Annotated in this window: 21 protein-coding genes; 2 read left to right on the top strand and 19 right to left on the bottom strand. The window is 45.3% G+C overall.

What is annotated here, in order from left to right; genetic code table 11:
- Positions 1 to 99: 99 nt before the first annotated feature.
- Positions 100 to 1149, bottom strand: coding sequence for an HAD family hydrolase (locus tag ACJJIB_RS09925; RefSeq protein ID WP_444888748.1), 1050 nt, complete (start codon positions 1147 to 1149; stop codon positions 100 to 102).
- A 207-nt stretch (positions 1150 to 1356) separates the two neighbouring features.
- On the opposite strand from ACJJIB_RS09925, the gene ACJJIB_RS09920 reads away from it, so the two are divergent.
- Positions 1357 to 3567 (top strand): tetratricopeptide repeat protein, encoded by a 2211-nt coding sequence (locus ACJJIB_RS09920; RefSeq protein ID WP_444888747.1) that lies wholly within the window; start codon positions 1357 to 1359, stop codon positions 3565 to 3567.
- A 50-nt stretch (positions 3568 to 3617) separates the two neighbouring features.
- On the opposite strand, the gene ACJJIB_RS09915 is transcribed toward ACJJIB_RS09920, so the two are convergent.
- The 17 genes from ACJJIB_RS09915 to ACJJIB_RS09835 all read right to left on the bottom strand — a co-directional run bounded on the left by ACJJIB_RS09915 (position 3618) and on the right by ACJJIB_RS09835 (position 21494).
- Entirely contained in the window at positions 3618 to 4967 is a 1350-nt protein-coding gene (locus ACJJIB_RS09915) for a hypothetical protein (RefSeq protein ID WP_444888744.1), read from the bottom strand.
- An 18-nt stretch (positions 4968 to 4985) separates the two neighbouring features.
- Complete coding sequence (locus tag ACJJIB_RS09910) at positions 4986 to 5729, bottom strand: outer membrane lipoprotein-sorting protein (RefSeq protein WP_444888743.1); 744 nt, start codon at positions 5727 to 5729, stop codon at positions 4986 to 4988.
- Positions 5730 to 5766: 37 nt separating this feature from the next.
- Positions 5767 to 7038 (bottom strand): ABC transporter permease, encoded by a 1272-nt coding sequence (locus ACJJIB_RS09905; protein ID WP_444888742.1) that lies wholly within the window; start codon positions 7036 to 7038, stop codon positions 5767 to 5769.
- Positions 6999 to 7703: a hypothetical protein gene (locus ACJJIB_RS09900; protein ID WP_444888741.1), complete on the bottom strand. Its 705-nt coding sequence runs from the start codon at positions 7701 to 7703 to the stop codon at positions 6999 to 7001. The genes ACJJIB_RS09905 and ACJJIB_RS09900 overlap by 40 nt, the downstream gene beginning before the upstream one ends.
- Positions 7700 to 8434: an ABC transporter ATP-binding protein gene (locus ACJJIB_RS09895; RefSeq protein ID WP_444888740.1), complete on the bottom strand. Its 735-nt coding sequence runs from the start codon at positions 8432 to 8434 to the stop codon at positions 7700 to 7702. The genes ACJJIB_RS09900 and ACJJIB_RS09895 overlap by 4 nt, the downstream gene beginning before the upstream one ends.
- Positions 8434 to 9168: a tetratricopeptide repeat protein gene (locus ACJJIB_RS09890; RefSeq protein ID WP_444888739.1), complete on the bottom strand. Its 735-nt coding sequence runs from the start codon at positions 9166 to 9168 to the stop codon at positions 8434 to 8436. Before ACJJIB_RS09890 ends, ACJJIB_RS09895 begins: the two co-directional genes overlap by 1 nt.
- A gap of 21 nt (positions 9169 to 9189) precedes the next feature.
- Complete coding sequence (locus tag ACJJIB_RS09885) at positions 9190 to 9444, bottom strand: acyl carrier protein (protein WP_252085543.1); 255 nt, start codon at positions 9442 to 9444, stop codon at positions 9190 to 9192.
- 2 nt (positions 9445 to 9446) lie between these two features.
- Entirely contained in the window at positions 9447 to 10583 is a 1137-nt protein-coding gene (locus ACJJIB_RS09880) for a hypothetical protein (protein ID WP_444888738.1), read from the bottom strand.
- Positions 10580 to 11494, bottom strand: a complete 915-nt coding sequence (locus ACJJIB_RS09875) for an alpha/beta hydrolase (RefSeq protein ID WP_252085541.1) — start codon at positions 11492 to 11494, stop codon at positions 10580 to 10582. The genes ACJJIB_RS09880 and ACJJIB_RS09875 overlap by 4 nt, the downstream gene beginning before the upstream one ends.
- On the bottom strand, positions 11491 to 13458 hold the full coding sequence (locus ACJJIB_RS09870) for an NAD(P)/FAD-dependent oxidoreductase (protein ID WP_444888737.1): 1968 nt from the start codon (positions 13456 to 13458) through the stop codon (positions 11491 to 11493). The genes ACJJIB_RS09875 and ACJJIB_RS09870 overlap by 4 nt, the downstream gene beginning before the upstream one ends.
- A complete protein-coding gene (locus ACJJIB_RS09865; RefSeq protein ID WP_444888736.1) occupies positions 13458 to 15311 on the bottom strand; it encodes an acyl-CoA dehydrogenase family protein in 1854 nt (617 codons plus the stop codon). Before ACJJIB_RS09865 ends, ACJJIB_RS09870 begins: the two co-directional genes overlap by 1 nt.
- On the bottom strand, positions 15304 to 16323 hold the full coding sequence (locus ACJJIB_RS09860; protein WP_252085538.1) for a hypothetical protein: 1020 nt from the start codon (positions 16321 to 16323) through the stop codon (positions 15304 to 15306). Before ACJJIB_RS09860 ends, ACJJIB_RS09865 begins: the two co-directional genes overlap by 8 nt.
- A 1-nt stretch (position 16324) precedes the next feature.
- On the bottom strand, positions 16325 to 16852 hold the full coding sequence (locus ACJJIB_RS09855) for a hypothetical protein (protein ID WP_444888735.1): 528 nt from the start codon (positions 16850 to 16852) through the stop codon (positions 16325 to 16327).
- Positions 16849 to 17685, bottom strand: a complete 837-nt coding sequence (locus ACJJIB_RS09850) for a hypothetical protein (protein WP_444888734.1) — start codon at positions 17683 to 17685, stop codon at positions 16849 to 16851. Before ACJJIB_RS09850 ends, ACJJIB_RS09855 begins: the two co-directional genes overlap by 4 nt.
- Positions 17682 to 18722 carry a hypothetical protein gene (locus ACJJIB_RS09845; RefSeq protein WP_444888733.1) on the bottom strand — a complete coding sequence of 347 codons (1041 nt, stop codon included), beginning with the start codon at positions 18720 to 18722 and terminating at the stop codon, positions 17682 to 17684. The genes ACJJIB_RS09850 and ACJJIB_RS09845 overlap by 4 nt, the downstream gene beginning before the upstream one ends.
- A 3-nt stretch (positions 18723 to 18725) precedes the next feature.
- Positions 18726 to 19874 carry a type III PLP-dependent enzyme domain-containing protein gene (locus tag ACJJIB_RS09840; protein WP_444888732.1) on the bottom strand — a complete coding sequence of 383 codons (1149 nt, stop codon included), beginning with the start codon at positions 19872 to 19874 and terminating at the stop codon, positions 18726 to 18728.
- A gap of 150 nt (positions 19875 to 20024) precedes the next feature.
- The gene (locus tag ACJJIB_RS09835; RefSeq protein ID WP_444888731.1) at positions 20025 to 21494 is read right to left on the bottom strand and encodes a class I adenylate-forming enzyme family protein; all 1470 of its coding nucleotides are present in this window, start codon (positions 21492 to 21494) and stop codon (positions 20025 to 20027) included.
- A 977-nt stretch (positions 21495 to 22471) separates the two neighbouring features.
- Here ACJJIB_RS09835 and ACJJIB_RS09830 point away from each other — a divergent pair.
- Positions 22472 to 24043, top strand: a complete 1572-nt coding sequence (locus tag ACJJIB_RS09830; RefSeq protein WP_444885283.1) for a DUF1254 domain-containing protein — start codon at positions 22472 to 22474, stop codon at positions 24041 to 24043.
- Here the strand turns inward: ACJJIB_RS09830 and ACJJIB_RS09825 are convergent.
- Complete coding sequence (locus ACJJIB_RS09825; protein ID WP_444888730.1) at positions 24037 to 25053, bottom strand: AraC family transcriptional regulator; 1017 nt, start codon at positions 25051 to 25053, stop codon at positions 24037 to 24039. The genes ACJJIB_RS09830 and ACJJIB_RS09825 overlap by 7 nt on opposite strands.
- Positions 25054 to 25111: the final 58 nt, after the last annotated feature.

The raw sequence follows: 25111 nt of genomic DNA, 5'->3' as shown, positions 1-25111 counted from the left end.
TTTTAGGGAGGGTAATACAACAAGATTAGACAAACTTGTTTAAAGCGTTCATTAGAGAAGGTTTTGCGGCAATGAATTCAAAGGCATGAAAGATGGATGTTAACCACCATCTTCAACCGGTGTTTCAGATATTTCCTTTTCAGGTGTGGTGACTTTAGACTGAGGAAAAACCACTGCCCAGTCTTTTGCCATATCTACAACCGTCCACCCATAGAGCTTGGCAGCTTTTAGAGCCTTATCCAGGTGCCCTACCTTAGAGCCACTATCATAAGACCACTCCCTCTTACTATCGGTATGGTGAATTAACATGCCAAAACGAGGCCCTTTACCGGAAGTAGACCACTCCAACATCTGTAAATCACCGTCTGAATTTCCAGTAACAAAAATTGGACGGATCCCAATAACCTGGCTTATGCCAATAGCCTTGCCTACACCATCATTCACGAAGTCAAGTTTATCCGTTGTAATGATTTGAGGATGACCATCATCATCTTCATACCGTAATTTAAAACGGCTACCAATTACCTGTTCCGGCGGGATGCCGTAGAAGCTCATTGAGAGTGCCCTAATGAAATCAACTCCACCACCTGAAGATATATAGGTTTTAAAACCATTTGCGCGCAAGTACTCCAGCAATTCATGCATCGGCTGATAAACCATATTTCGATAAGGCTTTCCCGTAAGGGGGTTTTTGGCGGCAGTAAGCCAGGAATTTACAACCCTATTAAATTCCGTATCTGTCATACCTGTTTGAGTAGTACTGATTATTTTTAACCTATCCGCTTTGCCAAGGGTCAATAAGCTATGAAAATCTTCTTTTAGAATGGAGGCAAAAGGTTGCTCCTTCTGCCACTTCGGGTGCTCAGGTGCCAATCGCTTAATCTCATCTATCGCAAAAAGTAACTGAACGTAAGCAGGCTTCTCCGCCCACAAAGTGCCATCGTTATCGAATACAGCAATACGAAGCTCTGGAGGAACAAAGTCGGAACTGCCTTCTCGCGTCACTTTTTTTACAAAACTTATGATGTCAGATTTTGTTGACGTATTATTCCATGATGGAAGATCTGCACTCACACCTGGACTGGATTGGAAAATATTTATCAGAAGCAGCAAGCAAAAAACTGTCAATTTTCTTTGAGAGAAAGCCATTGGGTTAAGAGACTCAAGTAAACATGGATTGCTTGAAGTGGCACACAATGAACTAATCTTGGCTTGTCAAAGCCAGATCAATCCAACAGAAAAGTCAATAAAACTAAATATATGATAAATATAGCTGGAAAAATTCACAGGATTTTTATTGTTCTCGTTCTATTACCACTAGCTGGATGTGGCGGGCATAAGAATGAAAAGTCCGAAATGGATAAAACTGATGAAAACGAATCTATCTTAACCACTACCCATCAGATAAGTCATTCGGAGAAAGAACACGCAACATTTATCGGTTCAGCCTCCTGCCAAAACTGTCACCAAAAAGAAAGCACTGCCTGGAAAGACTCCCATCACGCGCAAGCCATGATGCCAGCCAGTGAAGACACTGTTCTCGGCAACTTCGATGGAACCACCTTTGACCACGGCGGAGTAACTACAACCTTTTACAAGCGCAAAGGAAATTTTTTTGTCGAGACCGAAGGAACTGAAGGTGTTCTAGAAAAATTCCCCATTTCATACACTTTTGGGGTAACTCCTCTCCAGCAATACTTGATTCAATTTCCCGGCGGGAGGCTACAGGCACTCAGTATCGCTTGGGATAACCGCCCAGCAGTAGATGGTGGTCAACGCTGGTTCCATTTATACCCTAATGAAAAGATCGAACATACAGACTACCTACACTGGAGTGGCATTAATCAAAACTGGAACTTTATGTGTGCGGATTGCCATTCTACTAATCTACAAAAAAATTACGATCTTCAAACTGATACATTTCAAACCAGTTGGTCTGAGATAAATATCGCTTGTGAATCCTGTCATGGGCCCGCCTCCAAGCATCTTAAATGGGCTCAGAATCAACAACAGAGCCTTCAAAATTTTGGCTTTACTCATGAATTACAGAGGCTAAATACAAACCAGTGGAAAATGAACCTTGAAACTGGCATAGCCTCAAGCAAATCAACCAAGCTCGCCAAAGAAATACAAACTTGTGCACAATGCCATTCCAGGCGCGCGACATTCTCACCTGGCGCAACTGCTGGGAGTAAATTTTTGGATCACTATAACCTCGCCCTGCTACAACCACCTCTCTATCATGCGGATGGTCAAATTAACGAAGAGGTCTATGTCTATGGCTCTTTTTTACAAAGTAAAATGTATAGTGCAGGCGTCACCTGTAGCAATTGTCATGAGCCCCATAGTTTACAGTTACGTAGCAGTGGCGACGGGGTTTGTGCCCAGTGCCATCTATCTGAGAAGTTCGCTCAAACCGATCATCATCTTCACCCAATAAACAGCCCCGGATCGCGATGTATCAATTGTCATATGCCAGCAAAGAACTTTATGCAGGTAGATAGCCGCCGCGATCACAGTTTTCGCATCCCCCGTCCAGACCTTTCAGATCAATTAAAAACACCAAATGCCTGTATCAATTGCCATAAGAATCAAAGCAATCAGTGGGCTGCTGAAGTTCTGCGCAAGCGATTTGGCCCAGCAGAGACAAACCACTTTGGCGAGGCTCTACACGCAGGCCTTACAGGAGCATGGGATGCAGAGAAGAAATTAAGTAAATTGATCCTAGACCGAGAACAGCCAGCAATCGCTAGAGCAACCGCTATAACCTTTCTGGCGGAATACCTCAGCCGCGATTCTGTACAATTATTGCAATCCATAGCACAAAGCGATGAACCACTACTCAGTCTGGCACTGGCACAGTCATTAGATAGAATACCGGAGCAATTACGACCTGCCTTGGGAATACCTCTACTCTACGAGCGAGAACGCGTCACCCGCTCTTTGGCCGCCAATGCTCTAGCAACCTTACCCCTGGGAAATTACCCTGCTCAGGTTCGCCAGCAATTTTCTCTGGCACTTCAGGAATATATAACCTCAGAATTGTTTAACAGTGATCGACCAGAATCCTTATCCAACTTGGCGGGGCTACATCAACAGAGAGATAACTCTCAGCAAGCAGAAGTATTCTATCATCGAGCTATAAGTAAAGCGCCCTATTACACAGCTGCATACATCAATCTGGCAGACCTTTATCGAATAAAGGGAAAAGAGAAAAGTGCAGAAGAAGTGCTGCGAAATGCCCTGGATAAAGCAGAGAGGAAGGCAGCAATACAACACTCCTTAGGGCTATCATTAATACGACAGAAACGCTACTCAGAGGCTATCGGTTATCTCAAACTGGCCGCTGAGTCTACACAAACTGATAACCGCTATATATATGTCTATGCGATCGCACTACACTCCGCTGGCAACTCTACACAAGCCCTGGCAACGCTTGAGAAGGGGCTTGAGCAATTCCCTTCCTCAATAGATATCCTTCGGGCTTTAATCTCCATTAATCGGGAATCCGGCAACCTGGAGAAGGCAAAAAAATATGAAAACTTCCTTGCTGGAAGCAATAAGTAATCCCAAAAGCCTCTTACTGTTTTAGTTGAAGATAAACAGTTAGTAGATTACTAAAAATCGTAATAGAAACTTAAGCGGAGCAAGTGCTCATTCGGAATTAGACCAAACTCACAACTCTCACAGCCACTAAACACTTGGGCCTGAAGTCGAGTGCTGAAATGCTCTGTCCAATTTTGGATTAATTCCAAGTTATGATACTGGCTCTGATCATCAATGTTATATTGAATACTCTGACGATACTGAAACTTACGTTCAATCCGGGTGTTACCCCACATAAAAAACAAATACTCTCGACGCAACTGTCCCACCGATAACAGCTCATAGCTATCAATCAGGAAATTAAAGGCAGCTGGCGCTTGAACGGACTGTAAACCTTGCTTGGCAAGATCCACTTGTTCGATAACCTGGTCCCACTCTTCTGACTCATACCCATGTTCGTTGTATAGATATTCTGCCGTAATATCCCAGCCGCCTTTAAGGCTCATCTGAGCACCTAGCACTGCTTTTAGGTAACCGTGATCCTGTAGACCTCCATAGGAGATATCACTAGCCACTGGCAGCTCGCGTTGCTGTTCCCAGGCCCCTTCAAATCGTAGAGTAATATTATCACGTGCCAATGCACTCAAACCCAGGGCCGTATTCAGTTCTCCACCGTCCAACTGGTGTACTACCAACCTGGTATCCAGATCTCCCTCCCTATTCAGAACCAATGCATATTGATACTCGTGGTCAGCAAACGGATGGTCCAGCTTCCGATCCAGATTATCTTCCACTTCAGCAATGTAGATACCCGCGTTCCAGTCACCGTAGCGAAGATCCAGATGCGCCATATCCCAACCCTGTTGTTGAGTCAGATCATCTGTATCCAGATTTGGTCGGTCATAGACAGGCTTGAGTAAGTTGGCAGGGGACCAATTGTAACCATTACTCCACTGAGGTTTGATCCTGCCAATATTAATACCCAGTCTCCGGTTAGATATGTACGAAGATAAGTAGCCCTCCAATAAGTAGGCATTGAACTCTTCTGAAGAGGCGCCACCGTCATCCACCTTATAGTCTTGAATAAAGGCTAGGCGAGTAAAAGTAGAAAAGTGTGGCCCCGATAAAAACTGACTACTGAAATCCAGTGCTAGCAAAGATTCTCTTTCACCAAATTGTAGATTTCCAGGGTTAAAATACTGGTCTTCCCGCACGCTATTCTGCTGCTGATAGGTAATAGCGGAAATATCATAATTCCAATAATAACCACTTTCCCTATTACTGGATGAAAGATCTTGTGATTTGGAACTTTCAGAGAGCTCATTAGAGAAAGGGTCTTTATACTCTTGTTCACTAGCTAAAGCAGCTGAGGCAGAGACACTTAAAATTATGGCCAGTTTATGCTGGGTTAAATTTGGCATCGCCATGGTCTTTCTATATTAATTCAGTTTACCCAATGAGGCCTTCTGGAAAATAGCCTGATCCAATTCCTTGAGACGGTAATCATCGAATTTCATCCAGGTATAGTTTTCCTGCAACAGGGCATCCACGAGAAGGAGCTTATGTAATTTCAATTCATCGCCAAAGGTTTTATATTCTTTGTAAAAAGCTGTTTTCAGTAGGCGATCTGACCGGGAATAGAATTCGCTCTTAAAGGGTTGGTTTCCTTCTGACTTTCCCATCCACACTTTCACTTTTGCATAAGCCACACCGGAAGCCACTGAAGTTAACTCTAGCAACCAATAACCCTGCCCTTCGAGGGTTTCTTCTCCAATAATTTCTGCACGATAGTCTCTGGAGAAATTAGTCCCAACGACATCTCCATTACTGGTTTCCCCGATCAGTCGCTGAGACGGTGCAATACGAATAACTCGGCGAGTTCCGGGAATATAGAGCCACATATTGTTACCTTCCTTTAACATGGCCCTCCCCTTTTCACGGGCGGGAGATTCAAAGTGAATCAAAGACTTATCGTTAAACACTTTAACACTAAGCGTATTAGTTCGAGGTTCTTTATCTTTCTTATAGCTTATATTAGTAATATTAAAAACAAATCCTTGATCCTTATACCCCCTAACTTCATCTAATCGATTCACCAGGGATTCAGCCGTTACCTCAGCCACTGCTGGCACGACTAGGGAGAATAAAAACCCAACAAAAAAAATAAAACGGCTTCTTTTCATCTTTTTACCCTACACCTATAAACCTATTGCATTACCGTCAAGTGAATCTCAACGCATTCACTACCGGTATTCTGGAAGCTTTTACTGCTGGATAAACACTAGAAATTAAGGAGACCAAAAAACCCAAGGCAAAGGTTTTGATAAGAATCTCATTAACCACAAATACCCTTATCGGGTAATCCTGAGTACTGCCCGGCGGCCGCGGCATCATCCATTCGGCATAAGTAATGCCCTTTGCCGCAAGAATTCCGATAAGCAATCCTAAGACGCTACCGATAATACCTAAAAAAACAGATTCTAAAAGAATTAAGCCGACTACCTGCGTAGGTGTCCCGCCCATGGCTCGAATCGTCCCGATCTCTCGGGTGCGCTCCATCACAGCCATCAACATGGTATTGGATATGCTTAGAGCTACAATCACCAGGACAATTACGGTGATAAAACCAAACACTCCATTAAATAGGCCAACAACCTGATGATAATAAGCCGCCAAGTCCCACCAGCTTCTTAATTCCAGCCCTAGATTCTGTTGCTTAAATGCCTTACGCAAGGTGTCTACAGCTAGATCGGTTTGTTCAGTTTCTTCAAGCAATACAACCAGCCGGGTTAGATCCGAGGTATAAAGTAATTCCTGCGCAAGTGGCAAATTGACTCTGAGTAAGCGATCATCCAATTCCTTCACGCCAGTGGTCACCACACCGGCTATCTGAATATCTACCGCATTTATTGCTCCATCCTGGGTGCTTGCAAGCAATGTTAGGTAGTCCCCTACCTGAGCGTCCAGGGAGTTGAACAACCCCTCTCCCAAATGCGCAGCAGCAACATCCTCAGGAAATAGATCTTCACCTTCTACAATATGGATTGCAGAGGAAAGTAGTACCTCTTTTTCAGCATCGATACCAATACCCGATATTGCAATTGACTGCTTCCCATCACTCAGAAGACCATTAAAATTCAGTCGCGGTGCAACAACCAAAGCCTGGCTCTTCTCTTCAATTAGCTGGGTAATCTGCTCTAAGCTGGCAGAGGGAATCAGGTACTTTTCTGGCTCGGCTTTACCATATTGGTTGTAGCCATCGGCATAAATCTGGATATGCCCTAGCTGCGATCGAATCATGCTTTCACGCATGCCATCGTACATGGACTGAACAAAACCACCGAACACAATCAAGCTGGTACAGCCAAAAATAACCGCCGCAAGGGTGATTATACTGCGTCGACCGTTTCTAAGAATATTTAACAGCGCTACCTTCCAACCCAGAGTCATAACTAAAGTTTCTCCAGGGCCAGGCGAGATTTTTTCGCCCATTCGGTTTCTGAAGCTGTCAACCTTGTCCAGAGTTCTCTGGCTTTATCTGCCTGATCATTACGTTCATAGGCCTGTGCAAGGTAGTAGTCGACAAATGCCTGGAACTCATCACCGTACTTACCACCAATTTTTTGTTGAACTAACTCCAGGTCTTCTACTGCATAGCGGGCCCGTTTCAAGAAGGCCGGCATATTTGCGCAGCTGATGCCCCTCTGCAATCTTGCCCCAAGATTGAAAGGAGCCTGCTTTACTGCCCTATCCATCATGCGATTTCCCCGCCTTGAAAATAAGGATAGCTTTGCTAATTGATCGAGATAGAAACTAGATCGAAAGGAAATTGCCGATCCTAGAGCGGCACTCAACTCTGGATCATTGTTCAGCGTGCTCTTCAATTTGGTCATTTTTTGTTCCAGGGATTCCACTTGTTCAACTCGTGTATCCCCTGAGGAAGTCAGCAATGCCAATTCGGCCAAATACGCAATTTTCTTTTGTTCTGGTGTGGATTCTTCATTTAAATCTTCAACCAGGCGAACTCTCTCGAGGTTAGAAGAGGGGATCTCTGAAGGGGGTGTGTACTCCTTAGCAATCACCTTTGGAAGGCTGACAAACAGAAAAAAGAAAACTGTAAGTACCTTCAGAAAATCCTGTGTGCTAAGTATTTTCATACCTCAACCCCCGAACTTGTAATACTGGATTTATCATACCCATTGGCCAGAACGTCACCACTAAGGCGATCACTCACTAACTCTCCATCTAAAATAGTAATCACTCTGGATGCCAGGCTAGTTACATAATCGTCATGTGTTGAAATAACAAAGGTTATGCCCTGCTCTCTATTCAACTTCTGTATCAGCGCCATGATCGTTTCTGAGGTTTTCGAGTCCAGATTTGCCGTAGGCTCATCTGCTAATACAATATCAGGCCGTGTGACAATCGCCCTGGCTATAGCTACCCGCTGCATCTGCCCCCCCGATAACTGGGTTGGTCTTTGCCCAGCCTGCTTTTCAAGGCCTACATCTTTCAGTGCCTGCAGAGCCCTTGCTTTGGCATCCTTCACTCCCCTGAGAGTCAGTGGATACATCACATTTTCCAGGGCAGTAAGCACTGGTATCAAATTAAAGGACTGAAATACAATGCCAATGTGCCGGTTTCGGAATTTTGAACGCTTGTGCTCTCCCAATTTACCGATATTGACACCGCCAACCTGAACAGTGCCGGAATCGCACTGATCAAGAGCCGACAAAATATTAAGCAAAGTACTCTTACCACTACCGCTAGGCCCCTTCACAGCGAGAAATTCGCCTTTTCCCAAGGAAAGAGTGATATCTTTTAGGGCGTCTACCCAGATATCACCCATGGCATAGCGTTTAGATACATTGCGCAATTCAACCAACATTAGGCTTCGCCCAAAGTAATAACCATTTGACTCAACTGCTCACAGGCATCCAGCATGGTAGAAGGACATTCAGCCAAACTTTCTGCTTTCTGGTAATAATCCAGAGCTATATTAAGTTCATTACTATTATCCAACCCTTTAATCCTGTAGGCATTAGCGAGAGCCAGATACACAAGTTGTTTGACTTCCCCAGGTAAAGCATCTTTATCTTTTTCTATCAGAGCTATGAACCAGTCTTCATCTTCAAACACTCTGTCAAAGTGACCGCTAACTTCACCAACAAAAGAAAAAGTGAGCAGCCGAACCAGTCGCACATTAAAGTCAGAGCTAGCTTGTAGCGCCGCTTCATCCACTTGATTCATCGCTTGACGCAGACGATAAAGTTTATATAACCCCATGGCCGGATCGAACATGGCACCAGCCAACTTACCTTCATTGGAAAAATAGGCTGCTTTAATCAGCATATTTTCAGGATCTTGTTGGTAGGCGGTAGCCAGTAAATTATCCGCTCTATCTATTTCATTGTGGTAGCTGTACAGCTGCCCAAGTTGCAACATTAATTCAGGGTCAGATTGATTCTGATCCAGCTCAGCTGTCAGAAACTCCAATTGTTCAAATTCAGTTTTGCTATAGTCTATCTTTTTGAAGTCAATGGGAGCAGCCCCTGAAAACCAGGCAATAATGTTACCAATCAGAAGACTACTTATTAATATTGTTAGCATTTTCTTAAACATGGGCTACCCCCTAAAAAAGATTTAAATCTCAGCTGAATTTTCGAGCAACTGTGTATCCATTTCCTTTAGGGTAGTGTGCTCATCAAAAACCAGATTTTCTGGGCTCATCACACCAGGATAAAGCTGTTCACAAATCAATATCACTTCAACAATATTGAGTGAATCCACACCCAACTCAGCAATAGGGGTATCCGCATCAACAGAATCAACATTCAGCATAAGAGCGATCTGCTCACAGAGTTCCTGTACTTTGCTCTCTACGACTGCTGTAGACATACCTAATCTCCAGTTACATTACCAACTTTCAAGGGATAGAATCGCAACAAATAATCTAGGGTCAAAGCATATATACATACATGCTGCTCACCTTCAGAGTATTTCTGTTGCCGCTTAATAATCTTGGCGCTAATCATAGGGGGTATAAAAAACCAGATGCGTGAAAGCCATCGGTTTCCGTAAAAAAACACCCTCTGAAAAGACTCATAAACATTAACTATAGGGCTGTCATCCAAAGAGAAAATTTGATTCAGGCCACCCTTTTCTTTCAAATTACTCTCGTCGACAAGCCTGACCTCCTTACCTAACTCTGCAGCCAGAATATTCAGATGAAAAAGAATAAAAGGATGATACAAATACTCTGCCAGGTAGACATCCCTATCCTGTTCCTTACCAGAAGCTTCCCAGCTCAATTCAAGCTGATCATTAATCTCTCTAACATAGTTTTTCAGATCAATACCTTCAACCTTTCTGGACTTGTGCGCCGCTTTAAAGATATCTGACCTTTGACGATTAAACCCAAATTTTCGCGGCAGGCTATTTTTACTAATTTCGCACAAAAGCTCTTCACAAGCTTCTACTTGCTCAAACACTTGAGCAAAGAACACATGATCGAAAGGTGTAAATAATTGTGAAGCCACCATGGGGAGAAGATTGTATAAGGCCTCCCCTCTGCTTTGAGGCTTTACCAAAGCAGCCTTCAAATTAGGTTCTGTAGCAAGAGTATCATCCAGCCAGATTAATGACTCAGCTGTGATCGTCACCTCATCACCCGGAAAAATCATTCTGACATTTTCCAGCAGGCTTTTTCTTTCAGTAGGAAAACCGAAATATTCAAGCTCAACCAAATAGTTCAGATCGACTTTATCTGCACCTACGGCCAAAAATGAGGACAATTTCGCACTGATGAACAGTTGCTCATTCAGGGTAAAGTAATACAGGGGCAAATTGAACAAATCTGCAACTTTAATGTGAAAGCAATTGCGATCACTTCTCTGGATAACACCCTTATGCTTAACCTCTGATGTGCTCAATAATTTTTTATATTTATCGGGGTATAAGTCCAACACAGAGAACTCCGCACCCACTGCTAGTGTTACAGGCTTTACCCCAGAAATATCATAAACCATTTGTTTCACAAAGCAGCCTCCAATCGCCTCTCTACCACCTTATCGAGCCAGCTGGAGATCGGTTTAGCCGAAGCTGAGATAGCTGACATATGGGTAGCATTCGGAATCTCAGTTAAATAGGATTCTACTTTAGGTGAGATATACCAATTCATTACCGTATATAAGGTATGTGCATCGACTACTTCATCGTACTGGCCCACGGTGATATGACACGGGATATCAATACTGGCGAATAGATCGGTATATCTCTTAATAGTGTAAGCACTAAGTAAGTTGAAGCTACAATCAAGTACCCTACCCTGATTACCAGCAGCTGAACCTACTGGAGGGAAGCTTAAAACAGGCATCCGCCTGAATGCAGGAATAAGCATCGCCAGCCAATATTTCCAAAGATTTATTTTGGGCAAATTTTGCTGCTCTGGGCCCGCCATTGGTCTGCTGTGTCGCCGTTTACGAAAATAGCGGATAAAGTACTCAAGTCCTGAAGTGGCAATATCATACTTTCGAGTTTCTTCTGCCTGGGTTAGCGGTGGTGCTATAGCAAAAAAACCCACGATGTCCTTGGTACCATATATTCCGAGGTATCTCAGAGAGGCAAGAGAGCCGGCGCTATGCCCACCGAGTACAAAACGGCGAACTCCTCTCTCCTTGAGGTGCGCTATCAGATCCTGCAGATCATCCTGTAATTGGTTCGGATAATCCAGATCTCCAGGACGCCCCTCACTTTTCCCATGCCCTCGCCAATCCGGTAAGCAAATGGACATTCCCTGTTTGTGTAGCATTCGCCCAAACATTAAATACCACTGACTGCTAAAAGTGCTGCCGTGCATACATATGAGCGCGGTCTCTGTATCTTCTGCTGGCAGCCAGCGAAATGCCAGATTCTTACTATCACGCGCTTTGAAAAACTCTTGAATCACACCGCCTCCACTACAGGACTTTCTGAGGCTTGTTGATCCATTCCCATAGCTTTTCTCTGATCAATTACAGAATCCATAATGCTGTCGGGTTGGCTACGTGCAAACGCCAAGAAAACCGGTACCATACCTGGCATCGCAATGTATTCCTGATTTTGAGACCAGAGCGATTTGGCTTTTTTAGCGAGCTTGTCAAGCTCATCTATAGTTAGCTCTCCCGAAGAATCCTTAATTTCCAGCGCTTCCGTATGGAAAGAGTCTTCCGTCACTCTAACTTGAACAGGGCGCTCCGCCTCATCTGAGAGTATTTCTGAGAATTTTTCAGAAATTTTCTCCAGCAACCACCCCTTGTCGGCAGTGCTTAAATTGGGCCTCCCCAATAAATCCGGCAACAATATACTTTGCTGAACTACCATTTTGTTAGCTAGCCCAGGGAAATCTAATTTGGCCTCAATCACCTTGAGAAATATCTCAACCCACAGCTTTACCCTTAAATCAATGCGCCAACCATCCCGACCAGCAGTGCCCATCAGGTAGACAAAATACTTGTAATGATCCGCTCCAGACTCAAAAAATCCTTCATCATTCCTACGATAATAACGATCTTCCGATTTAAGAACTTTCGCGGTATCTATCAACTGCCTCTGCAATATAAGCTCCAATGCCATATAACCTCGGCGCAGGTAACTTTTACGCTGCCAGTACTCCTGATCCAGGTAGCTGCCTGACATATAGTCCCAGGCGATTTCAAGAAAATAAGCAGCAGTGTTGTATGCCAACAGAGGTGAGCAGAGCTCAGCAGAATCAATAACCGGGTATACATTGGCCACATGAGCATAGAGGCCTTGATAAAACTCTTTTACGGTCTGATTCGCAATGGCTAGCTCCTGATTCAGTATATTCTGGGCTTTGTCTCTATCAGGTTCAGCGAGATCCATCAGGATATATTTACAGATATGATCATTAAATAAAGCGATCATATCGCCACCACCACTGAACAGGGGATCAAGAAACATAGAGGCAAAACCAGAGGTGGCCCAACGATCGGGGAAAATAAATTCATCCGCACGATAGGCAAGCTGCCCCCAAGCTTCAAAATCCACCAGCTCAGCGCCATCTAACAATTCTGAAATTGCCTGATAATTCATCAGGAATTCCAGGAAGCTTTCACGCTTGGTGGGTGGTTTTTCAAACTTATCCTTTTCACCGACAATTCCGACACTGGTGTAGCCACCACTCAGTGGAATAAACCACACCCAATAGCCATCTCCGGAAAAATGATTGGTAGATAAGAAACGGCCAAAAGCCCGTTTTCTCCAAGATTCATCTCCCATGGAGTCAATATCCCGGATATTCTTGAAGCGTCCCCAGGAAGAGAAGTGCTCGGGTACATTCTCCTGGCGTGTTAACTTTTTATGTTTCTTTGCAAAGCGATTGCGCCCACTACAATCCACCAACCAGCGGGCTGCAATCTCAGTGTTGCAATCAGCCACAGACAGCTGAACAGAATGACGGTTATCGTCAGACTCAATGCTGAGGCCCTTGGCTTTCACACCCATCAGAACTTGAATATCATCTTCCCGGTTCATTTCAACCAGGTCCGCCTCCAAGCGAGCTCTGTCCAGCTGGAAAGCTGGATGAGGCGGAATACTAGTAGTTCCGTGCTCACTCATTTCGGTTAGAGACAAGCTGTGATCAGGTTTATCAAAGAAAAAGCGCAAACCGTTTTTCGGAAGGTGGTTCCTATAGAGATAATTAACCAAGCCCAACTGCTTCATAAAGTAATGGCCGGTCATCTCAACAGTAGCTTCCCCCACTTTTGCACGGAAACTATCACTGGCTTCTACAACCAAAATTGAAACATCCTGGCCACCGCGTCTAATTTGCCGAGCCAGAGTCAACCCTGCCCAGCCACCACCAATGATGACAACGTCATATTCTTTTTGTATTTGATCGAAAGCATTCATCACAGCGATTCCACCCCAGTGAGAAGAGAATCCCATACGGGAGAGTCAACCTGACAAAATGAATCATGATCCTGAATAATGTCCATCACCATCTTGGTTCTGGGTAATTCATTCCTGATAAAGAATTTAGCGCTAGTGACCTTCGACTCGTAGAAAGCTTTATCCCCCTCTCCTTTACTCAGGCGACTTGATGCACTACAGGCAGCTTCTAGCAACAACCAGGCAAGAGTAATGTCCCCCATCATGTGCAGAATACGAGTACTGTAAGCCGGAATTTTGAACATCTCTTTGGTCCTGACCCACACATGTACGGTTTTCAGGACAGTCTCCAAGTGCTCAAAGGATTCTTGAAGGCGGCTAAATTCGGTTTTGAAATTGGGGAAATCACCCGCTCTATTAATAAATGATTCAAACTCACTCATATAAATTTGAAACAGCTTGCTGGAGTTGCCCAGCCCTAACTTATCTCGGATAAGATCCTGGCTCTGGATATAATTAGTTCCTTCCCAAATGGCGAGTACCTTGATATCCCGAGCATACTGCTCAATACCCAATTCTTTCAGGTAACCCTGGCCACCACAGGTCTGAATGGCCAGTTCACAAATGCGCCATGCCTGATCACTGATATAGGCTTTCACCACGGGAGTCAGCAGGTTTACCAGCCCCTGATGATAGGTAGCCTCAGTTTTCTTAGCCTCATCCCCCTCGAATGTCTTGAGTAAGCTTTCAGATAGGGTCAGCTTGGCGATCAAGGCCCTGCAGCCCTCAACCTTGGATTTCATTTCCAGTAACATGCGCTGCACATCTACATGCTCAACAATATTGACCCTACTGGCCGTAGCGCTGAAGCTTTCATGAAAACGTTTACCCTGAATGCGTTTACTGGCATAGGCTAGAGCGTTGTAGTAAGCCGAGGAAGCCATTCCCAGGGCATAAACCCCTGTGCTAATTCTTGCCTGATTCATCAGGGTCAAGAACTGCAATAATCCAACATTTTCCCGATCACCTAGTAAATATGCACGGCATTGGCCATTCTTGCCGAAGGTAAGGTGAGTATTGGCACAACCTTTAAAACCCATTTTGTCAGCAAGGGAGATACATTCAACATGATTAAACTCTCCTAGGCTGCCATCTTCTTCAACCCAGTATTTGGGTACGATAAAGCAAGACAAGCCATAGGTTCCCGAGCCACTCTTCTCCCCTCTACCCATCACAAAGTACAAGGTATTATCTGTTAGGTCGTGCATACCAGCACTGATTAGGTACTTTTCACCGGTGAGTAAATAGGTACCGTCTGCTTGCCGGGCGGCCTTGGTATCGACCAGGGAAACATCACTGCCAGCCTGTGGCTCAGTCAAACAAAGGCAAGAAGTCCACTCAGAAGTAGCCAATTTGTCTTTAAATAGTGCTTTTTGAATTTCTGAACCATATTTTTCTACCAGGGTAGAAGATGGCAAACAAAAACCACCATAGGTCATAAAGCTGGGGTTGGCCCCCATAAACATTTCTAACAGCATTTGCATTATAAAGGGCGGAAGATCGGTTACCTGACCGCCACTGCTAGAAGATAAGTCTCCCCATTCCTCTTTAAAACGACTCCACATCTCCGGAAAAGAGGAAGGCAGCTGTACCTTGCCATCAACCAAGTGGCAACTTTGTTCATCAGCCTCTTGATAACCTGGTCCCAATACCTCGGTAGCAAATTTTTTCGCACGCTGCAGAACATCATCTACGATTTCAGCAGAGCAATCACTATAGCGTGGGTGCTCAAATAGTGTTTTGGCCTGATGAAACTGGTCTTCAATAAGAAATTTAAATTCCCGCAAATCAGACTTATAGATATTTCTACCCATGTTTGGCTCCTTGATTTTCCAAGAGTGACCGCCAGCTGCCGGAACCCAGCACCCAGTGAAATATTTGATTATGTCTTCCCCGGTATTTTTTCTGGGGATATATCATGGCACCGCGAACATGAGGAAGGTGATCCTGGCCGTATGCATCTTCGAGACTTTGTGCTGCATTAAAACCCTGATAAGCCTCTTCAAGAGAAACGGTCTCTGTGTTCACCAGACGGGAAAGCAGCTGTCCATTTGCTTGTGGGGTTCTGTGTACCCGGAGGCAACCAGCCCTACCACCGCCACCAAGAGTGATTATCCAGAGACCTTCAATTTCGTCTCTCAAACAATATTTATCAATCTCCGCAAGAGGCTTAATACTAAGATAGTGAAGCCCATCAAGCTCAACACTAGGCAGCCAATGAGTTTTATCCTCATGAGAAAAGCCTTTCAGCAATCCTTTCGCCCAGCGAGATTGAATATCAAAGGACACTACACGGCAGGAATTGTCCAGATCAGTCGCCATTAATTTCTTGAGGTTTTGCACCAGCTCAGGCGCCCCATTGAGTGATGGCGCTTGCGATAAAATATCACAACTGGAAATTTGGCATAAACTCCGTTCGTGGTAATGCCTACATAACCAGGAAACTGCCACTCCTGTAATCACATCCAAACCGTCCTGCCCAGGCTTTATTCCTATACCCAGGGCATCCAGGCATTCCTGCTGCCGCTCTTTACCCAGCTCTAAATTTATAACTAGGGCGTCTTCTTCATGACGTTTGGAATAACTTAAAAGCGCAGCATGAAAACTGGTACATGCACTACCTACAAATTGAATGTTATGCCCAGCCTCTTCCAGCTGAACTAGAAACTCAACAACCGGCCGCTCCAGTAACACATTAGCCTCGCCGGCTGAAACGATATATACAAGCTCTGGGATATAATCCAATCCCGAAAGGTAATGGTTTAGGGAGTTCAACAGTTGCTCTGTTTCCCCTTTATGATCAACCCAGAGGCTTCTTATATACATTTTATGCGGTTCCTTCCCTGGCCATTATTTCAATGGCACCAAAACCTAATTCCAATAATTTTTCAGAGTATAAAGAAACTAATTTTTCACAGTTCTCTGTAGCAGATATCCTGATGTGAATACTATTATTGCCTGCTTCCAGAGGGTGTCGTACCAAGTTATCCTCAATAACCAGATACGGTTTGCCCTCCCTTTGTAAGATATATTCCTCAGCCTGAATATCCTGCAACATTAAGACGCGCTCATGTAGAAATACTTTTGGCATTCTTCCACCAGCAGGCATCTGCATTCTCATCAAGATTGTTTCGATCAGAACCCCAGATTGATCCAAGCACTCCAATAGCTCAACCAAGAGTTGATAGTGCTCAGCAAAGCTTAAAAGTACTGGAGTTGTACCCACCGGTAACTGAGAAATTGCTAGAAAATCAGATTCACCTTTCAAGGGCAATGTCTGGGCTGCGCAGAGTTTAGGGGTTTGCGGATAGGGATTGCGCAGTAACCTACTGGAAAGCTCTATCACTTTACTCATACCGCCTCCGCCAAGTAAAAAGTGCTACCCTGGTCAACCCTAACTTCAGCCGTACAGTAATAGCCATTGAGAGCAATAGAACATACCAATAGCTTCTCTTCCTCTTGGAATCTACCCTCAACTCCGTGGCTAATAATGTTTAACCAGGGATCACTTCCAAAACAGTGCCCCCACCTTTCATGAAGATCGGGAAGCTGCTGGAAACTACTGAGTAAACGGGTAAATATTTGTCGTATGTTTTCTGGGAAAAATGGCAAAGATAAAGTTAGATCCTTCCCAGCACTGGCCATCTTTCTGATAATTGTTGCAAACTCTGGTGTTGTGTTATAGGTAACCGCACAACCGGCTGCAATATCTTCCACTCTGAATGAGTCGACTTCCAAGAGCAATGTGCATAAACCAAAGCCGCTCTTGCCCCAATTTTCATTACTCTGCCAAAAGCTTAAATCCAGCACATTGGCATCCAGAATACTGACTAGCACATAACGTACAGCGGGATTTTGTCGCAAGTAATAGCGCAGGCTGTAACCCCAGGATGCACACTCATAAGTGTTCACAAAACTGGTCACAGGAATACTTGGTCGATTTTTCAGAGAGTTTAAATCGTCCGTATTAACGGCCCCAGTCGTAAAAGGTAGCTCAATCATGGTTGAACAAAGAAAGTGTCGGTTAATCTCAGCCCTTACCTCCTCTGGAATAACCTCTGTTACACGAGCACTCTGTTCAGATATAATTTCACCGATTTGTGCGAAGGCTTCTTGCAAGCCTCCACTCTCTGCAAAAGTAATATTTTCTATGGGGGTAAATGCCGCTGACTTCAGGTATAAGCTCATAGCCGATGCCCTTTCGCCTTACTATAAATCTCGAAAAAGCAGCGGTAGGAACTTCCTTCCATCTTGGTAAACGCCAGCAAATCCCGCTGGCGAGTTTTGCTTTGTACCTTACCCGAAGATACCAAGTGCAAAAGTAATTCGTTACTGGCAAATTTTGTTGCCAGCACTCTATTCACACTATGCATTGAGAAGATGGTGGCCGAGGTTTGCTCATTACAGAGATAAATCAGATACTCGACAATCTCCTGATCCGCAACAGACAACTCAACCTCCCCTTGATCTCGTAACCAAAGCACAAAGTGCATCAGAGACTTCACAAAACGGGGACGCACAAGTGTCAGGAAGCGATTAACACTCCCTAGACCACCTTTGCTAAGCAGCATCTCTTTAGTAACTGGGACACGACCACGGCAGTTCCCCAGTTGCAGCTTGCCATCCAGGAAGGGCTCACCAACAGATGACTGCTTCAATTCAGCACAGAGTTCAGGAGGCAGCATCAATGTAACTGGGAATGGCCTTGCTGCCTGTTTGGCAACAACCATGGCAAACCCTAGCTTTTGTGCCTCTATACCATGAATTTTATTGATATTAAGCTGCAAAACACCATCATCATCCTGTATCTCAGTCTTCCAGCTCTGCAGGCTTGGGCCACCGGGGTCTGTCATCAAGAAGTGACCAAAAATCCCCTGCTCCACCCAGTTATTCACTTGAGCCAGCTGATCTTCAGTCGCCGTCAGACTCATCATGATGGAACCAAACAGTCCTATCATTTCATGGAAATGGTGGGCCAACCCCTCATCGCGCACCTTGTCAATAATTTGATCAATAACAAAAGTTTGTTCAAATTGTTCTAGTGGCTGCTTGACCGATGGCTCTCGAAGAGGGGCAGGCTCTGTCAGAGGGTCTTCAATGATCATTGAAGCGTCGAACAGACGCACACAGGCCTCCTCAAGAAGCCCTTGCAGTGAAGCTGGCACTGGAGAAATGGAAGAAAGCTGATTGATTACAAAGCTGCCGGCAATAGATTGCAGGTCCATAAGTTACTCCATGAGGTAGGATTTAGCAGAAGGTAAACTCAGGAATGGAGCAACGGTATAGCTCGCGTTATAGGCTCCGCAATTACTGAAAACAGCCAGGTCGCCAGGCTGTACAGGCCCGCCTTTTATTTCACCGATCACATCTTCCTTGTTACAGGAAGTACCTACCAGCAAACAGCTCTCTGTACTGCTCTCAAATTCCAATATTTCATCGCCACGCAATATCAGTGGCTGACTGAAGCGTTTAAAAGTACTTTCCGTTTTCGCTAAAAGAAAGTTCTGCGCCATGCCGCCATCACAGATTCCATACTGCTGCCCTTCTATCGATTTCACGTAGCGAATCTGAGTTACAAAATATCCCGCACTGGCAACCAGAGCACGCCCACTTTCGTGGGCGATTTTTATGTGAGAGGGAAATTCACCAAGTAACTCCCTATATTGTTCAAAATTAAAATCAATACTTTCCCAATTCAGATCAAAGCCACCGCCAAGGTTAACTAAATCAATGGCATAGCCGAGCTCCCTCTCAAATTTCTCAACTATTTGCAAAGCTGCTTGCGCAGTATTAAAAGCGAGCTTTGCGAAATTATAGGATCCTCGGAACACATGGAATCCAGCAACTTTCAACTCATGTTTTTTACAGAATGCCAAGGCCGTTTCAACATCACTCCAACCAAAGCCAAAGTGGTCTCTTCTCGTGGTTACCGGAGCCTTCTCAAATTGATCCAAGGTGCTGGGGTTCAAACGAAGTATCAGCGGATTAATCGGACGCTTCCCCTGAAACTCCTTAACGATTTCTAACTGGGATAGATTATCGATCACCAGTGTGCACTTACTTGCAATTGCCGCTCTGAGGAAACTTTTATCTGCGGAAGGGTTATTGATATAGCGAGGGCTTTCACCTCGAGGGAGAAGATTCAACTCCCCCACAGAGGCAATTTCAACTCCATCTTCAAAAACATGACCACTACGTACGACAAGATCAAGGCAGCTATTCGCCTTTAGGGAATATATGAGAGATGTTCCCAGGCGGCCTTTCAGTTTTTGGTAGTTATCGGCAATATCTTTTAGGGAGTAGACATAGCACGGTGTTGAAAAGTGTTGCCTTTGCTGGCTCAGCTGGGCAACGAGCTTTTCCAATGAAGCTTTCATGAAATCACCAGGATAAATTTAAATTCATTCTTATATAGGGCACAAATATTTCAGCCGTATTTACGACTTACCGGTCTAAAATATTATTTGTTAATAAGCTAGTACGCTGCCCGCCGACCAAATAATCTCAGTATTTCCAACTGAGAAAACTCATGCTTGAAGCTCTTGTTCAAGTTTTTTCTTATCTATTTTGCCGTTTGCTGTTAGGTCGATTGATTCAACAAATCGCACTTCCCTCGGAGTGTAATCAGCATCCAGATTCTCTTTCAACCACACTTTGAGCTGCTGTTGATTTTCGGGCGTGTTTTCCTGCAGTTCAACTACACAAACCGCAACCTCATTTTGAAACTTATCTAAAGAACCGAGCACTACACTGAGGTGTACCAACGGGCATGTATCAATTACGGCTTCCAAATCTTTGGGGAAAAGGCAAAAACCTGCTTGCTTGATCAGATCCTTGGAGCGCCCCCTGAAGTAATAGAAACCCTCCTGGTCCCGACTAAATAAATCGCCAGTAGCAAGCCAGTTATCATCCCGGTACAGACCATTAAAGATTTGTGCCCCCCCTTGAGCACAGGGATCGTAATATGCCTGCATAACTCCGGAGCCACGCACGAAAAGCTCACCAATTTCATTGGCCTCGGCCTCTCTATAGGCGTTGGTACCGGCATCCATCAGAAAAATTCGAGCATCTAGGCCGGGAATAGGCTTACCCACAGACCCCATCTTCTGCTCCCAAAGTTCCGGTTCCAGATAAAGGGCCCTTTTACACTCAGTGAGACCATACATTGAGAAAACATCGAGCGCCGGACAATATTCTTTCCAAGTGCGAATGACATACTCAGGTAGGTGCCCACCAGTATTGGTTAAAGCGCGAAGTACAGAAAGATCAGGTTTTACCAGTGTCAAAATTTTCGCCAAGGCAGCCCCCATCGCCGGAACAATGGGTAACACTGAAATTTTCTGATCAGATATTACTTTCAAAGCATGAAGAGGGTTGAACGTTTTATCGTAAAGAATTGTTGAGCACCCCGTTTTGAGGGCAAACAACACCTGGTATAAACCGTAATCAAATGACAATGGTGAAAGGCAGAGTATGCGATCCGTCTCAGCCAAGCGAAGATACTGCGAGAGTGAATCCAGAGAAGTAAGCACATTCTGGTGGGTGAGCATTATGCCCTTTGGCTTACCGGTACTTCCCGAGGTATAGATAATGAGGGCCAGGTCAACACCTGTCACCCTGACAGGTGTGCTGAGTTCAAATAATCGCTGCTGCGATCGATAAGTAGCCAGCGAAATAACTTTTTCATCTTCCACAATGGCCTTGGCATTGCAGTCGCTTGCTATTGCACTCACTGCGGATTGTGAGGCATCACCCTTGACGGGAACCACCACCAAACCGAGGTGCCAGGCCGCCAACATTGTTGCCACTGTAGGAATATCGTTTTGCGCTCTGATTACCAGCCTGTCTCCATGGACCAACGGAGTATCGGCCAACTGCAAAAGAGACAGAGCCCTCTCACAGCATTGATTTGATAAGTTTTCCCCAGTCAGATTTTCAAGGCTTCCACTCCAGAAGCCACTAATAACCCTATCGAACAGGTCGGCAAGCGAGAACATCATTAGTCCAAATATTTTTTTTAAAAATTATTCTATAGCTCCCGACTTCCCCCCAAAAAAGAAACTGGAGCTACCTAGATGGCACGATCATTTTATAAAGTGAGCTCTCCATAATGACAAGCATTATCTTGAAATCCTGTGATGAAGTTTTCATTCCAGCTCATGCAGTTCAGGAAAGTCATAATTTCCTAAATTTTTTTTATGTTGACTTTTGATTATTATTGAACAGGACATTCAGCAGAAAAATAATTTTATTGGTGAGCAGCAAAGGGAAACTATTTTTTAGTGACACCTTGAATTCCGCAAATCAGTTATTAATGTGCAAATTATTTCCATTATTAATGGGGTTTATCTCTAAAGTATCTCGCCACTCCCAATAGCCACATGAACAACCTAAACCTTTAAAATTGACATTATATCTTTAAGTTGTTGACCTTTTGTTACATTAAACATCTAACAAAAAAATTATTTACTGTGCTTCTCGGCATTAAATACATCAGGTACCACGAGCTCAAAACCAACACAACCATTCCAGTGCGTTCTTTGAGGAGTTATTGGCGACACTTCCATCAGGCTAATGGCCAAACCCTTAACAAGAATTGGTGGAAAATTAAGCCAAAAAAGGCTTTTAGAAGTAGCGGCTAATATAATCAGACCAACGCTTGGTTTTGATCATGAAGAGTCTTGCGGGATTCACTTGGCCTTTAATTTCATGCGGCACAAATAGTTTCACTGGAAACAATATAGGCAAAGCAGAAGCCGATTTATAGGCTTCTAGCCGACGCAAAAACCTGAACCATCAGTCACTAAATGTTTCCCAGGATGTGCTTGCGTCGATAGTTTTTTGAACCGCATTCCGGTCAATGCATCTCGCTACAGAAGTTGTAAACGATAAAGATGATTTATGTGATTTGCAGCCCGAGTTTTTACTGCATCAGTCTTATGAGCTGTCATAGAAAATCAAAGAGGAATTGAGATTGAACAGTTGGCCATTGCCGCTCACCCACCAGCCGCAAAAATCCAACATAACCTCGCGGATGATTTTTCTCACTCCATTAATCCTCACTGCGCTATTGCATCCTAACCTAAGCGCTGATGTGAGTAGGGAGTCTGTAGAATCCATCAGTACACCAGATAAAGTAGAAAGCAGCATTGGGCTGCTCAAGTTTCGCGATGGCGCCCCTTATCCCGATACGGCAGAGAAACTCTACGACTACCTGGATCATATGCGTGCAGTAGATAGCTTCTTAAAAGGCATTCAAGGGGCCTCGGTGCACGGATTAATGAAAGGCGCTCGTGAGCTGGGAGCTAAAGCCGCCAATGAGGTTTTAATCTTTGATCGGCTGATGAATTCTGAATCTCTATTTCTAACCGGAAACACATCGACGATTTACACCCTCGCCTTTCTGGATCTCAAGCGCGATGGCCCCACTGTGCTGCATTCACCACCAGGGGTTTCGGGAGCATTTAATGATGCCTGGTTCCGCTATGTGGAGGACATTGGTCGCTCCGGGCCAGATAAAGGGCGCGGCGGTAAATATCTGGTTCTTCCGCCAGACTACAAAGGCAATCTGCCCTTTGGGTATTTTCCCGTCTACCCTCGCTCTTTTCGAGTATGGGTATTTATGCGCTCACCTGGGGAACAGCCATTGGAAGCCGCCGCCCAAAGTGTCAAAGACCACCTCAGGATTTACCCCCTCTCCAGAAAGGGAACCCCCCCGCCGATGGTGTTCATTAGCGCTTCGGGCAAGGCCTTCAATACCATTCATCCCAACAACTACAAATTTTATAAACACCTCAATGAAGTCATTCAGTACGAATGGATTGGCATGCTGAACCCGGAAACCCGCGGCCTGTTTGCCTCTATTGGTATCGAAAAAGGCAAAGCGTTTAGCCCCGATGAACGCATGACCAAGATCCTTACCGATGCTGTTGCCATCGGCAATGGCATCGCCCGCTCTATCGTCTGGTATCCCCGCACCGACAAATCCCTTGCCGATATCAAGATCTACCCCGGCACCGACAGCGCCTGGGTAATGGCATTTCCCGGCAAGAATATTTTCTTTAATGGCCCCGATGGCAAAACCATCAATAGCGATGCACGGGTCAGCTATTTCTACCCCTACACTGGGGTAAGTCCGGCAATGATTGCTCTTGAGCCCGGCAAGGGCTCTGATTACGCCATCGCCTTTGTCGATGAAAATAAGGAGCCCTTCGATGGCGCCAAGAAGTACAAACTGCACTTACCGCCGGAGGTGCCTGTCAACGCTTTCTGGGCCGTTAATATCTACGACAGCCAGACCCGCTCACAGCTCAAGACAAGCCAGAAATTCCCCTCGGTAAGCAGCCAGAGCAAAGGGATCAAACAAAATTCCGACGGCTCTTACGATATCTACTTTGGTCCCCAAGCCCCCAAGGGCTTCGAACACAACTGGCTGGAGACAGTGCCGGGCAAGGGGTTTTTTGTGATATTGCGACTCTATGGCCCCCTGGGGCCCTGGCTGGAGAAGACCTGGCGCCCAGGAGAGGTTGAGCCCACAGACTATTGATCGGCAGGGGCCAGCCGGCGACGGTAGTTACGCGGCGTATCCGAAAACCACCGCCGACAAGCGCGCTGAAAAGTGCTCTGCTCCGCATATCCCAGCAGCCCGGTAATCTGTCCCAGAGCCAGCTCGGTATTTGCCAAGTACTCCGCAGCCATCTCCCTGCGCACCAGGTCCAACAAGGCATCAAAGCGCAAACCCTCACCTGCCAGACGTCTCTGCAGAGTACGTGGGTGTAGGCTTAAGTGGGCCGCGACCACCCCCACCTGATACTGGCCAGTAGGCAGCAATTGCCGCATCAATTCCCTAACCTGTGTACTCAAAGAGGCATCGGCAGAAACTGACTGCTGCTCTAAATAATTGATGGCCAACCGTTTGGTAACTGGATCGGCACAAGCGAGCGGAGTATCCAGCTGCTGTGCCGGGTACTCCATGGCGCAGTAACCGGAAAGGAATTCCACCGGGCAGGAAAAGTATTCAAAGTAATCGGCGGGATCGGTCAGAGCGGCATGTGGCAACAGAACTCGCTGCGGTGCCACATTCGCGCCCATCAGCATTTGCAACATCACCAGCGCATTCCCCAAGGTTTGCTCATGGATCTGGTGAAAGCACGATAAAGCCGGATCGAGTTGATCGAATACCAGGCGCTCAAAAGTACCACCAGGGACCGATTCAATCCGCAAGTGAATAGCGGGGCTGTGTAATGACATAAACCTAGCCACCGCCAGAATCGCCTCTCTGGCCGAAGTGGAGTTGCAGGCTATCACCGCAATCCCCCCCAATCGATCGACCCCCTGTCTTACTGCCAGACGAAGGGCAAAGTCAGCGCACTGTAACCGCTCGGCGGTTAGCTCCAGCAAGCGCGCTACATCCAAGTGTGACAGCAAGCGGCTATCCGATATGACAATATCCTCAGGAAGACTAAATTCCGTAAGAAATGTGCGGGCATCTCCTCCAAGCTCCGATGCCAGTTCGCTATACCCCGTAAGCACACTGGCTCGTATCAAACTACCCATTGCTCCTCCAGGGCGCCAGCTGACGCCTCAAGATAATTTTTTGTCGCAATGTAGCAAT

This window comes from Microbulbifer mixtoriginis (SeqCode) (assembly GCF_052467705.1).
Note: the sequence above shows the minus strand (reverse complement) of the source record. Positions and strands in the feature narration are given on the sequence as shown.

Excerpts from the sequence above, each read along its gene's own strand:
- ACJJIB_RS09925 (WP_444888748.1), bottom strand. The coding sequence starts at position 1,149 with ATGGCTTTCTCTCAAAGAAAATTGACAGTTTTTTGCTTGCTGCTTCTG.
- ACJJIB_RS09920 (WP_444888747.1), top strand. The coding sequence starts at position 1,357 with ATGGATAAAACTGATGAAAACGAATCTATCTTAACCACTACCCATCAG.
- ACJJIB_RS09915 (WP_444888744.1), bottom strand. The coding sequence starts at position 4,967 with ATGCCAAATTTAACCCAGCATAAACTGGCCATAATTTTAAGTGTCTCT.
- ACJJIB_RS09910 (WP_444888743.1), bottom strand. The coding sequence starts at position 5,729 with ATGAAAAGAAGCCGTTTTATTTTTTTTGTTGGGTTTTTATTCTCCCTA.
- ACJJIB_RS09905 (WP_444888742.1), bottom strand. The coding sequence starts at position 7,038 with ATGGGCGAAAAAATCTCGCCTGGCCCTGGAGAAACTTTAGTTATGACT.
- ACJJIB_RS09900 (WP_444888741.1), bottom strand. The coding sequence starts at position 7,703 with ATGAAAATACTTAGCACACAGGATTTTCTGAAGGTACTTACAGTTTTC.
- ACJJIB_RS09895 (WP_444888740.1), bottom strand. The coding sequence starts at position 8,434 with ATGTTGGTTGAATTGCGCAATGTATCTAAACGCTATGCCATGGGTGAT.
- ACJJIB_RS09890 (WP_444888739.1), bottom strand. The coding sequence starts at position 9,168 with ATGTTTAAGAAAATGCTAACAATATTAATAAGTAGTCTTCTGATTGGT.
- ACJJIB_RS09885 (WP_252085543.1), bottom strand. The coding sequence starts at position 9,444 with ATGTCTACAGCAGTCGTAGAGAGCAAAGTACAGGAACTCTGTGAGCAG.
- ACJJIB_RS09870 (WP_444888737.1), bottom strand. The coding sequence starts at position 13,458 with ATGAATGCTTTCGATCAAATACAAAAAGAATATGACGTTGTCATCATT.
- ACJJIB_RS09865 (WP_444888736.1), bottom strand. The coding sequence starts at position 15,311 with ATGGGTAGAAATATCTATAAGTCTGATTTGCGGGAATTTAAATTTCTT.
- ACJJIB_RS09860 (WP_252085538.1), bottom strand. The coding sequence starts at position 16,323 with ATGTATATAAGAAGCCTCTGGGTTGATCATAAAGGGGAAACAGAGCAA.
- ACJJIB_RS09855 (WP_444888735.1), bottom strand. The coding sequence starts at position 16,852 with ATGAGTAAAGTGATAGAGCTTTCCAGTAGGTTACTGCGCAATCCCTAT.
- ACJJIB_RS09850 (WP_444888734.1), bottom strand. The coding sequence starts at position 17,685 with ATGAGCTTATACCTGAAGTCAGCGGCATTTACCCCCATAGAAAATATT.
- ACJJIB_RS09845 (WP_444888733.1), bottom strand. The coding sequence starts at position 18,722 with ATGGACCTGCAATCTATTGCCGGCAGCTTTGTAATCAATCAGCTTTCT.
- ACJJIB_RS09840 (WP_444888732.1), bottom strand. The coding sequence starts at position 19,874 with ATGAAAGCTTCATTGGAAAAGCTCGTTGCCCAGCTGAGCCAGCAAAGG.
- ACJJIB_RS09835 (WP_444888731.1), bottom strand. The coding sequence starts at position 21,494 with ATGTTCTCGCTTGCCGACCTGTTCGATAGGGTTATTAGTGGCTTCTGG.
- ACJJIB_RS09825 (WP_444888730.1), bottom strand. The coding sequence starts at position 25,053 with ATGGGTAGTTTGATACGAGCCAGTGTGCTTACGGGGTATAGCGAACTG.